The sequence below is a fragment of the Mesorhizobium sp. CNPSo 4688 genome (assembly GCF_057784295.1).
Window position 1 is genome coordinate 1 of the sequence record NZ_JBWLUY010000002.1, and the last position, 11,152, is coordinate 11,152.

Sequence of the window (11,152 nt, forward strand, 5' to 3'; positions counted from 1 at the left end):
CAGGCCGACGAGCTTGGTGAAGCGAGCTGAAAACGCCGAGCGGCCGAGCCCCACGCGCTGCCCCAGTTCGCCAAGGGTCCAGGGTTGATCCGGCCGTTCGTGGATCAGCTGAAGTGCGGGTCCTATATGCGGGTCCGCCATAGCCCCCAGCCACCCGCCTTCTCCAGAATCGAGAGACTTGATCCAGCTTCGCAGCACTTCGACGAAGAGCACTTCCGTCAGTCGTGAGAGGGCGACGTCCTGGCCGGGGCGCGCCAGCGCCGACTCGCTCACCATGCGTTGCAGGATCGCCTCGAGCCATCCGCCGTCTTCCGTCGGCCTGAGCAGAAGCAGGGGCGGAAGCAGTTCCAGCACGCTGCCGCGCGAGGGCCGCTCCACAGTGAAATTGCCACAGATCATCGTCGAGACCGGCTCTCCGTTGCCGCCATGACGAACGACGCCAAGACGTCCGGCCGGTCGATCGAGGTCCACAATCAATAGCGGCGTCGACCGGCGATCGGAATAAATCACGTGAGGCTCGCCGCGTGTGATGACGACAAAGTCGCCCTCGGCCATGTGGAGTTCCTGTCCCTGGTCGAGCGCGAGGGTCGCCGAGCCCCGGCTGAGATAATGGAACAGGGCGTAGGGGCGCGCCGGCAATGCCAGGTTCCATGGATGGCCGAGCTCGAAGTGGAACAGCAGGGTTCCACCGAGGCGAACGCGATCCAGCACTTGGGCGAGGATGTCCATCCTCCCGATGCTAATACGACGGACGGTCAGACACAATATTCGGACGATTGAGGCCTAACGTCCAAATGCTCCCCGTACTACTTGGTCGCAGGTCGAGCCAACGGGTCGCGCGGCAAACCATCACGCAAACGGCGGATGGGAAAACCCAAGACTTTTGCCGACACGCCTGCCCTCCCCGGACCCCCCGTCGTCCGTCATCCCAACAGGAGCAATGAATGCGAAATCTTCTACTCTCAGTCGCCGCTGTCCTCATGGCCGGAGCAACGTTTGCCGCCCCCGCCCAATCAGCTCAACTGCCCAAGGGGGCGGCGCACAATATCGTGCTCGTCCATGGCGCTTTCATCGACCAGACGAGTTGGCAGCCGGTTGCCGATATCCTCACGAAGAAGGGCTACAACGTAACGCTGGTCGAAAACCCGCTCACCTCGCTCGCAGCGGACGTCGATGCCACCAAACAGGCGCTGGCGAAACAGAACGGCAAGACCGTTCTCGTTGGCCACTCCTGGGGCGGTGTGGTCATCACGCAGGCAGGTGACGATCCAAAGGTCTCGGCGCTCGTCTACGTCTCCGCATTCGCGCCCGACGTGGGAGAATCTCTGGCGAGCCTGGCCAAGAGCGGTCCGGCAACCGAAGGCGGCGCGGCTATTCATCCCGACGAAAAGGGCAACCTCTACATCGATCCAAAAGTGTTTCCTTCGGCTGTCGCGGCTGACCTTCCCAAGGAGATCGCCGAATCCCTGGCAAACCATCAGCTCCCGTTGAACCACACAGCGTTCGAGGCTCCGGTCGACACGGCAGCCTGGCACGACAAGCCGACGTTCTATGTGATCAGCACGAAGGACAAGGTCATCGCACCCGAGGTCCAGAAGATCTTCGCCGGCAGGATGAAGGCCCAGACGACGGAGGTCGCCGGCAGCCATGCCTCCCTCGTCGTCCACGCCAAGGAAGTCGCCGCGGTGATTGAAAAAGCCGCACTCGTGAAGTGACGATACCGCTCCCGGCACTTTGTGCCGGGAGCCCCACGCGTGCTCGGCGGACTTCTTAAGTCACCACCGAAAGGCTCGCCGGCTGCAACACGCCGGGGAACGGGCCGATCCTGGCCGGGCGGTGCCCGGACTGGAAGAGGTTGCTGTGCAGGTTGGCGACCCACTGCTTGCCTTCGGTCGTCAGCTCCAGATAGCGGATCGCGTCGCCAATATAGGGCTCGACCTTCAGCGTGAAGAAATCGCTGAAGATGGCGCCGAGATCGGCGGCGGTCTTGCAGCCGAGCTTTTCCACCATCCCGGTCTCGGAGAACTCGGCAAACAGCGCCGGCAGCTTGCGGTGGTAGAAGGGATCAGCGAGCTGGCCGATCAGATCCGCGGCCCTGACCAGCGCCGGCTCGGTGTCGGTAGCCTGGTAGGCCGGATCGTCCGGTACCGGAAAGCGCGTCATCTCGATGGCCGCGACAATGCGCTCCTCATCGACGAACTTCGAGGACCCAAAGCGTTGGCGCGCATAGATCTTGGCGCGCTCGATATGATAGGGCGCAAGCACCGCGTCGGAGGCGCCGCGTGGTGGCGTATGGCGCTCGCCGGCCTCGTTGATGACGAAGCTGTCGTCGCTGTCGCCCGGGCATATGCCGTGCACCATGCCAATGTCGTGGACAAGCAGCGCGCAGGTATAGTGCAGCCAGTCATCGGGGGTCAGGGACTCCGAAAGCAGCCGGCCGCGGATGATCTGCTGGCCGGCGAGCGTAACCATCAGCGTGTGCTCGATGTTGTGATAAAGCGCGTTCGAATTGCCGATACGCTCCAGGACAAGGCGGGCCGCCCCTCCTATGTAGGCCGCATACTCGGGATTGCGATGCGAGAAATACTGGAGATAGAGTTCCGACAGATGGTCGCCGAGCCGGTCGGCCATGATGGAAATCGGATTGAGCATGACAATCGTTCCTGGCCAATTTGAAGCACGCCAAGTCGCGTGCGCCACGCATCCTAGCACGGTTCCGGCGTGGATTTTATCACAGCGTTGGTGATGCACATCGCGGCGGCAGCAAGCACCTTTGCGCTTGCCTTGAAGCCATCCTATTCTGCAGGGTAGTGGGCGCTTGTGGGAATAGAATGTCGGTACTGCCTTTCCTGAGAATTTACGCGCCGCTGAACGCGGCACTGGCTGCGCCCGGGCTCCTGGCGGTGGCTGCGCTCACGTCACCAAATATTTCCGGACGAACCAGACTGGCTCTGGTTGCCCTGCTCGCAGTCATTTGGGGCGCCTATCTCCTGCAAATGGCCGCGACGCTGCTCAAGCGCCGGGCGGGAGACCTTCGGGACAGGACGCCGGCAATCGCCATCGATGTGCTCGCGGTCATGGTTCCACTCGCCGCATTTCTGCTCATCGGCACGCCCGACTGGAGCCTCTACTGTGCTGTCTGGCTGCTGAAGCCGCTGCGCGACTCGACCTTCTTCCCGGTGCTGGGCAGGGTGCTGGCCAACGAAGCGCGCAACCTGATCGGTGTCACCACGCTGTTCGGCGTCGTTCTGTTCGGTGTCGCGCTCGCGGGCTATGTCATCGAGCGCGACATCCAGCCGGAAAAGTTCGGCAGCATCCCCCAGTCCATGTGGTGGGCGGTGGTCACGCTGTCCACGACCGGCTATGGCGACGCCATTCCGCAAAGCTTCGCCGGCCGCGTCCTGGCCGGGGCGGTCATGATGAGCGGCATCGGCATCTTCGCGCTCTGGGCCGGCATTCTTGCCACGGGCTTCTATCAGGAAGTTCGTCGCGGGGAATTCGTCCGCAATTGGCAATTGGTTGCAGGCGTGCCGTTGTTTCAGAAGCTCGGCCCGGCCGTGCTGGTCGAGATCGTGGCCGCGTTAAGACCTCGCACGGTGCCGGCGGGCGCTGTGATCTGCCGCGTTGGCGAGCCCGGCGACCGGATGTTCTTCGTCGTGGAGGGGCGCGTCACCGTCGCGACGCCGAAGCCGGTGGAGCTTGGCCCTGGCGCCTTCTTCGGCGAGATGGCGCTGATCAGCGGCGAACCGCGTGTGGCGACCGTCAGCGCCGCAACGGCGGTCTCACTCCTGTCGCTGCACGCGGTGGATTTCCAGATGCTGTGCAGCAGCAGCCCGGAGATCGCGGAAATCATCCGCAAGACCGCGCTCGAGCGGCGCAGCGCAGCGCCAACGGCTTGACCCGTACTGCAGTCCCGGTCGCGAAGGTGTACATGACCTGCTCTGCGCGCCGATCTGTTTGTCGTGCCATTCATCGCCTGCGCCCATGAGAGGCGAAGCCAGATGGCCAGCACAGACTTTGTCTTGGAAGGGCAGGAGTCGCCCGAAGTTGAGCCATCGGCCGAACAGATGAAGCCGGGTTCGTTCACACAGACTATAAGGCGAACGATGCGGGACGAATTGCTGGATGAATTAGGCCTGCCGCTGAGCTCAACCTGCAGGCATTCCTCGGCGTCCCCACCCGCGCGGACCAGAAAATAGGCACGTGCCATGCCAACAACGCTGCCACCAACGCTCACACGCATGAGCAAGCTGTGCGTATCGGCATTGCTCATCATATTGATTTACGGCCAATCCACCCTGTCCGCTGAAGAGCACGACAAGACCCTTCATTACACCTCCGGCGGCTCAGGACCTGCAATCGTGACCGCAGGCTTCAACCTCGCTGACGTACAATATGTCGAGCAGCTCAATGCCCTGCCTGCGGGAATGAAGGGACTGATATGGCTGGACGAATCCGGCGGAGTGACGCCGCGCTTTATCGCGAAGGTCAAGCCCTTTATCGGCAACCCGAGGCTGTTTGGTTTTCGCCTCTGTGATGAGCCGGATATCACCGGCAAGTATCATCCTCCGGCAGTCAGCCCGGCGGCGCTCAAGGCCGAAGCCGAGTGGATAAAGGCCAATGTCCCAGGAGCGGTGACGTTTATCACCCTTATGGACATGGGGTCTTTCGAAGCCCCCGGTTTTATGAACACGTTTAATCCGGCCAACACCGGGATCGATTTCTTCGGTCTTGATCCATATCCCGTACGCGGCAAAGCTTTCGATTTGGATTTCATCGACCGGACGGTCGAGGCGGCCGTTGCTGCCGGCATCCCGATCGACAGAATTGTGCCTGTGTTCCAAGCCTTCGGCGGCGGCAAATGGAAGACCTATACCGGCGCGTCCATGGACGTTTATGAGCTACCGACACCGGACCAGGCGAACCAGATATTCGCGCGCTGGGCCGTTTACTCACCCAATCCCGTGTTTGACTTTGCCTATGCGTGGGGATCGCAGAACGGGGACACCAAGCTGGGCAGTACCAGCCCAGAGGCGCTAAGCCTTCGCGCGGCGTTCAAGGCACATAACACGGCGCAGTAGCTACAGCCGTGCTCATTCAGCCTTAAGATACCGCAGCGTTGCGTGGCCCAGATCCTCTGCAACCGCGCTGCTGCATTGCTATCCGAACAGGCGATGCACTTGGCCGTTCAACTGGACGCCAAGCCCGCGACTGCGAAAGCTGTGAATGATCGACTTGATTTCCTTCCAGCGGCGCTTCTCGGCCTGGCGCCTATGGAACCAAAGGCCGCCGCCACCAATAAGACAGCATAAGCCGACACCGAGTATGAAGAGAGGGTCGCCTTCCTCTCCGCCACCAAAGAATAGCGCGGTGACGATAAACACGCCGCCTGCAAGCAGGGCGATCAGGGCGACCATGTTATAACCTGAAGACGCATCGCTCTGGCTGCAAAGAAGGCGATAGCGTTCAGCAAGCCGCGCTTCGTCTTCGCTCAGATTCACCGCGCAGCCCCCTAGCTTCCTGCAACACATTTATCGCCCCGGTTCTCTCAATGTATGGGGAGTAGGCGACAAATGGTTCATTCAAGTGAGTGATGGATCGAAATTTTCCACCCCTCTGGAATCTGTTGGGGCCTATGGCCTCTCAGTCGCGGTTCAGCGCGGAACCGGTGCCGTCGCAGCCAAGGCCGTTCAGCCTCTCGGCGAATGCAGTCCGAGGCCGAGCCGTTCCACGCCGAATGCTGCCTATCCCTAAGCCCCCAGCGTCGGCTCCGTATTCACCTCCAGCGCCTCTTCGGCCTCGTCCTCCTCACCCAGCACCTCGCCATGGACCCCCAGCGGGCGACCGATCCAGATCGGGTCGACCAGATGGTCGCGCTTGGGATTGGTGGTGTTGGGGTGGATGAGGATGCTTAAGCCGCCATGGTTCAGCATCAGCCATGGAACCAGGGTAGCGAAAATCTCGGTGGCGAAGGAGACCTGGTACATGGCCTGCTCGTGAGGGCCGACCGGCTCGTCGCGCCAATTGCCGAGGCGCACGCGGAAACGTTCGCCGATGCGCAGGCGCAGCCATTCTGCATGCTGCCGCTCGGCCTGCCCGTCATAGTAGATATGGGCGTGATAGCTGGCGATCTCGGCAAGCGGCCTTGGCGGGCTGGCGACGTCTGCGTTCACCTCGATGGCTCCTCGATAGTTGCCCTGTGGGCAGCCTATACGCAAGGGAGCTACCCGGCCAAGGGGGCGCAGCGCGTGCTTCTCGTCTGCAGAGAACCATGCTGCCTCCGGCTTAGCTCCATAGAGACCCGCTACCGTGATGCCTCCAATCAAACCCTGCCCATCAGCACCAGAATCAGCAGCACCACCAGGACGATGCCGGCGATGCCCGAGGGGCCATAACCCCAGGAGCGCGAGTGCGGCCATGCCGGCACGGCGCCGATCAGGATCAGGATCAAAACAATGATGAGGATGGTGCTGACGGTCATAAAAAATCCCTCGCCGCGAAATGCGGATATGAGGGGACAATGCAAAAGACCGCCCGGTTGTTCCGGACGGTCTTTTGTCTGACTGATCGAAGCTGGCCTATTCGGCGGCTTTCGGGAAGGCGATTGCCGGTTCGTCGAGCGGACCCGGTCTCGGCCCCTCGGGCGCGCCGGGCTTCTTGTCGCGGCCCGATATCCTGCGGAAGAACGCATAGAAACGGCTGTTCTTGCTGCGCGTGAAGATCATCAGCATGGACGGCGTCACCACCAGCGTCAGCAACGTGGCAAAGGACAGGCCGAAGACGATCGCCGAAGACAGCGAAATCCACCATTGCGTCGACGGCGCATTGATCGTCGTCTCGTGATGGAAGATTTCGAGCCCAAGACCGAAGGCGATCGGCAGCACGCCGAGAATGGCCGACACCGCCGTCAGCACGACCGGGCGGGCGCGCTCGCGGCAGGTCTGCAGCACCGCCTCCATCTTGTCCCAGCCTTCCTCACGCAGCCGGTCATAGGTGTCGATCAAAACGATGTTGTTGTTCACCACCACGCCGGCCAGCGCGATGACGCCGATGCCCGACATGACGATGCCGAACGCCTCGCCTGTCAGAAGCAGGCCCAGGAACACGCCGATCGTCGCCATGACCACGCAGGACAGCACCAGAAGCACGCTGGTGAACTTGTTGAACTGCATCAAGAGCACCAGGAAGATCAGGAAGATCGCCGCGCCAAAGGCCTTGCCAAGGAAGGCGCTGGCTTCGGCGCTGTCCTCGTTCGAGCCGGCGAGCTTCCAGCGTATGCCGCTGTCGAGCTTCATGTCGGTGACCGCCTTGGCCACCTCCGCCTGCACCGCTGCAACCTGCGTGCCGGCGGCGACGTTGGCCTGCACCACCACGGTGCGGGCGCCGTCGATGCGGTTGAGGATGCCGACCGTCGGCTCCGGCTTGCGAACGACGAAGTTCGAGATCGGCACCGAACCTTGCGAGGTCTGCACCCTGAGCTCGTCGAGCGTCGACAGCGTGCGCCGGTCCTCTGGCAGACGCAGCCTGATGTCGACGGCGTCGTCGGCGCCGGCCGGCCGGTATTCCGACAGCTTCAGGCCGTTGGTCACCAATTGCACCACGGTGCCGACCGAGGTCGGGCTGATGCCGTACTGCGCCGCCTTGGCGCGGTCGACCTCGAGCGCCCAGTCGACGCCGGGCGGCGGCAGACCGTCGGAAATGTCGATGACGCCGGGCACCTTGGCGATGCGCGCCGCAACGGCGCGGGCCTGGTCGTCGAGCCCCTTGGGGTCGATGGCGGAAAGCCGCAGCTGGATCGCCTTGCCGGTGGGCGGACCGGCTTCCGGGACCCGCACCTCGACATCAACGCCGGGAATGCCGGCCATGACGGCGCGCAACTCGTCCAGGATCTGGTTCGCCGATTTGCGCTCGCGCCAGTCGATGAACTCATACTGGATGACGCCGACGACATCTTCGGGCACGTCCTGGCCGCCGCCCTGCGTCTTGCCGACACGGGTATAGACCGATTTCACGCCGGGCCAGCCGAGCAGCCGGTTTTCGGCGATCTTGGTTGCCGTATCCATTTCGGCCAGCGAAAGATTGCCGCGAGCATGCACGTAGAGCAGGCCGTAATCGGGTTCGACGCTGGGGAAGAACTCGACACCGGCGCCATATTTCGAATAGGCGAAGCCGACGCCGGTCAAAAGCAAGGCGGTGAGCACCAGCACGGTGATGGGGAAGCGCACCGCTTGCTTGACCAGCGCCATGTACCAGCCGTCGCGATTGTCGCCCTCGTGATGCTCCGGCGCCTTGGCGAAGATCGCGCCAAGCGTCGGCGCGAACACCAGCGCGTAGAGCATCGAGGCCGACAGCGTCACGATCAGCGTGATCGGCATGTATTTCATGAAGTCGCCGATGATGCCGGGCCAGAACAGCAGCGGCGAAAACGCCGCGATGCGCGTCATCGTCGCGGCGATGACCGGACCGGCCATGCGCTTGGCGGCGAGCGCGAAGGCTTCCGCCTTCGGCATGCCTTCACCCATGCGCCGTTCGGCGAATTCGGTGACGATGATGGCGTCGTCGACCAGCATGCCGACCGCCAGGATGAGGCTGAACAGCACGATCATGTTGATCGTGTAGCCCATCATCGCGAGCAGCAGGATGCCGATCAGGAAGGATGACGGAATGGCAAGCCCGATCAGCAGCGAGGCACGACCCGACAGCGCATAGAGGATGACGATGAACACCAGGATGACAGCGATCATCACATGGTTCTGCAGGTCGCCGAGCAACTGGTTGACGAAGACCGACTTATCCTGCGTGTAGGTGATATTCATGCCTTCCGGCATGGTCTTGACGTAGGCGTCGGACACTTCCCGCACCTTGGCCAGCGTGTCGATCAGATTGGCGCCGATGCGCTTCTTGACTTCGATGGCGATGGCCGGCTTGCCGTTGAGGCGGGTGATCGTCTGGGCGTCAGCGAAGGTCGAACGCACCGTGGCGATGTCCTTGGCCTGTACGACGGCATTGGGTCCGGCGACCACCGGCAGGGACGCCACATCCTCGGGCGTCTCGATCAGCGACGGCACCTTGACCGCGTATTTGCCTTCCGAGCCTTCGATGTTGCCGGCGGCGACCAGGCTGTTGGAGGCGCCGACCGCGCCGATCAGCTGGTCGAGCTGCAGGCCGTAGGACGACAGCTTCATCGGATCGATGACGACTTCGACGAGGTCGTCGCGCGAACCTTGCAGAGAGCCTTCGAGAACGCCCGGCACTTCCTCGATGCGGTCGCGCAATTCGCGCGCGGCGGCCGTCAGCACGCGCTCGGGCAATTCGCCCGACAACGTCACCACCAGCACCGGGAATTCGGAAATGTTGACCTCAGTGACGACAGGCTCTTCGGCGGCCTGCGGCAGGTCGGCCTTGCCGTCTTGCACCTTGGAGCGCGTGTCCTGCAGCGCGGTCGCCAGATTGGTCTGCGGCTGGAACTCGACCAGCACATAGCCGCCGCCCTGGAAGGCGGCCGAGCGCATTTCCTTGAGGCCCTTCAGGCTCTTCAGCTTGCTTTCCATCGGCCGCAGCAGAAGGCGCTCGGAATCCTCCGGCGAAATGCCCTGATAGATCAGGCTGACATACATCATCGGAATCGGAACGTCGGGTTCCGCTTCCTTCGGCGTCGACTCATAGGCAACCCAGCCCGCCAGCAGCAGGAACACCAGGACCGAAATGGTCAGCCGGGCATTGTTGATCGCGAGTTTGACGATATCCATGGCTAACGCCTGTTCTCAAGATTTCAGGAGCCGCATTGCAGCCGGTTGTCCCCGCCCGGGCCAATCCCGGCGCTACTGCGTTGTCGCTTCGCCCAACAGTTTCTGGATGGTCGCCTGGTCGGCCTCGACCGGCTTGACGACATCGCCTTCTTTGACCAACTCCTGGCCGGCGACGATGACGCGGGCATCGGCGGGAATGCCGCCAAGCACGAGGCCTCTAGGTGAATCATCGACCAGGTCGATCGGGAAGAACACCACCTTGTTGTCCTTGTCGACGGCGCGGATGCCGAGGTCGCCCTTGTCGCCGAGCGTCACTACCGAGCGCGGCAGCATGACGGCGTCGGTCGGCTGCGCGCTGAGCGAAATCTCGGCCGTCATGCCGGCCGGCACCGCGCCGTCGGCATTGGGAACGGCAATCTCGATGCGGAAGGTGCGCGTTGCCGACGAAGCGTCGCGGCTGATGTAGCGCACGGTGCCTTCAACGGTCTGGCCACTGACCAGCCGGACAGCGGCCTTGTCGCCGAGCTTGAGGTAGCCAAGGTCGCGTTCGCTGATTTCGCCGCGCGCAATCACCGGATCGAGCTTGAGGATGGTCGCCACCTCGCCGCCCTCCATGATGGAGCTGCCAAGTTCCACCGGCACCCGGTCGATAACGCCGTCGAAAGGCGCCCTCACCTCATTGCGCTCGAGTAGGGCCTGTGCCGTTTCCAGCAGCGACTGCGCGGAGGTCAGGTTCGAGCGCGCGGTGTCGAGCTGCAGCTTCGGCAAATTGCCTGACTTCATCAGTCTCAGAGCTGCGTCCAACTCGGCCTGGCGCTGCACAACCAATTGCTTGGCGTTGTCGACCATCGAGATCTTTTCTTCCGCCGCCAGCATCAGCACCAGATCGCCAGTCTTGACGTGCTGGCCCTGCTTGACTGGCAACTTGTCGATGACACCGGCAACGCGCGTCCCCAGCACCGCCCGCTTGTCAGCCTCGGTCAGCCCGGAAATGCGGATGGCGCGGGAATAGGTCTTGCGCGGCGGCGTCACCACCGCAACTGTGCGCAGCGGCGCCTTGGCCTCCGCCTCGGCGGCTCCAGGCTTGGCTGCATCCGGCGCCATGGCCTGCTCGCCTGGCTTCGCCTGATCGCCCGCCTTGGCCGGGCCTTCGACAGCGGCGCTGCCGACCGACGAGAACGCGCCTGTTCCCATCCAGGCGGCAAAACCGATGAGCACGACTATAGCGGCAAGCTTGTGAAACCTGATTTTCGGCATCATTGTTTTTCCACTGCGGGGTTCGGCCAAGTCGTTTTCTAACAGGGGGCCGTCGTCTCGAGAGCTTCCGTGTCTTCCAACTCGGGGCGCGTCGCCGATATGGGTGCGCGCTGGGCCGTGTTCAATTTGCCGTGATCGGCGACCCG

Annotated in this window: 10 protein-coding genes; 3 read left to right on the top strand and 7 right to left on the bottom strand. The window is 62.8% G+C overall.

Translation table 11 applies throughout. From position 1 onward, the window contains the following. Positions 1–729: cupin domain-containing protein (locus tag AC04SH_RS03035; RefSeq protein WP_488573902.1), on the bottom strand; the 729-nt coding region annotated here is incomplete at its 3' end. Between the two features lie 215 nt (positions 730–944). Here AC04SH_RS03035 and AC04SH_RS03040 point away from each other — a divergent pair. After that, positions 945–1,715, top strand: a complete 771-nt coding sequence (locus tag AC04SH_RS03040; protein ID WP_488573903.1) for an alpha/beta hydrolase — start codon at positions 945–947, stop codon at positions 1,713–1,715. 55 nt (positions 1,716–1,770) lie between these two features. Here AC04SH_RS03040 and AC04SH_RS03045 read toward each other — a convergent pair whose 3' ends face one another. Beyond that, positions 1,771–2,652, bottom strand: a complete 882-nt coding sequence (locus tag AC04SH_RS03045) for a metal-dependent phosphohydrolase (protein ID WP_477239205.1) — start codon at positions 2,650–2,652, stop codon at positions 1,771–1,773. 179 nt (positions 2,653–2,831) lie between these two features. On the opposite strand from AC04SH_RS03045, the gene AC04SH_RS03050 reads away from it, so the two are divergent. Together AC04SH_RS03050 and AC04SH_RS03055 are read left to right on the top strand one after the other, a co-directional pair. After that, the gene (locus AC04SH_RS03050; RefSeq protein ID WP_488573904.1) at positions 2,832–3,899 is read left to right on the top strand and encodes a cyclic nucleotide-gated potassium channel; all 1,068 of its coding nucleotides are present in this window, start codon (positions 2,832–2,834) and stop codon (positions 3,897–3,899) included. Between the two features lie 309 nt (positions 3,900–4,208). Further along, positions 4,209–5,081 carry a hypothetical protein gene (locus AC04SH_RS03055; protein WP_488573905.1) on the top strand — a complete coding sequence of 291 codons (873 nt, stop codon included), beginning with the start codon at positions 4,209–4,211 and terminating at the stop codon, positions 5,079–5,081. Positions 5,082–5,159: 78 nt separating this feature from the next. Here the strand turns inward: AC04SH_RS03055 and AC04SH_RS03060 are convergent, their stop codons facing one another. The 5 genes from AC04SH_RS03060 to AC04SH_RS03080 form a co-directional block, all read right to left on the bottom strand. Continuing rightward, positions 5,160–5,501 (bottom strand): hypothetical protein, encoded by a 342-nt coding sequence (locus AC04SH_RS03060; RefSeq protein WP_488573906.1) that lies wholly within the window; start codon positions 5,499–5,501, stop codon positions 5,160–5,162. A gap of 249 nt (positions 5,502–5,750) precedes the next feature. Then, positions 5,751–6,173, bottom strand: a complete 423-nt coding sequence (locus tag AC04SH_RS03065; protein WP_488573907.1) for a DOPA 4,5-dioxygenase family protein — start codon at positions 6,171–6,173, stop codon at positions 5,751–5,753. A 149-nt stretch (positions 6,174–6,322) separates the two neighbouring features. After that, complete coding sequence (locus AC04SH_RS03070; RefSeq protein WP_488573908.1) at positions 6,323–6,481, bottom strand: DUF3309 family protein; 159 nt, start codon at positions 6,479–6,481, stop codon at positions 6,323–6,325. A 97-nt stretch (positions 6,482–6,578) separates the two neighbouring features. After that, positions 6,579–9,749 (bottom strand): efflux RND transporter permease subunit, encoded by a 3,171-nt coding sequence (locus tag AC04SH_RS03075; protein ID WP_488573909.1) that lies wholly within the window; start codon positions 9,747–9,749, stop codon positions 6,579–6,581. 72 nt (positions 9,750–9,821) lie between these two features. Continuing rightward, positions 9,822–11,006 carry an efflux RND transporter periplasmic adaptor subunit gene (locus tag AC04SH_RS03080; RefSeq protein WP_477239249.1) on the bottom strand — a complete coding sequence of 395 codons (1,185 nt, stop codon included), beginning with the start codon at positions 11,004–11,006 and terminating at the stop codon, positions 9,822–9,824. Between the last annotated feature and the right edge of the window lie 146 nt (positions 11,007–11,152).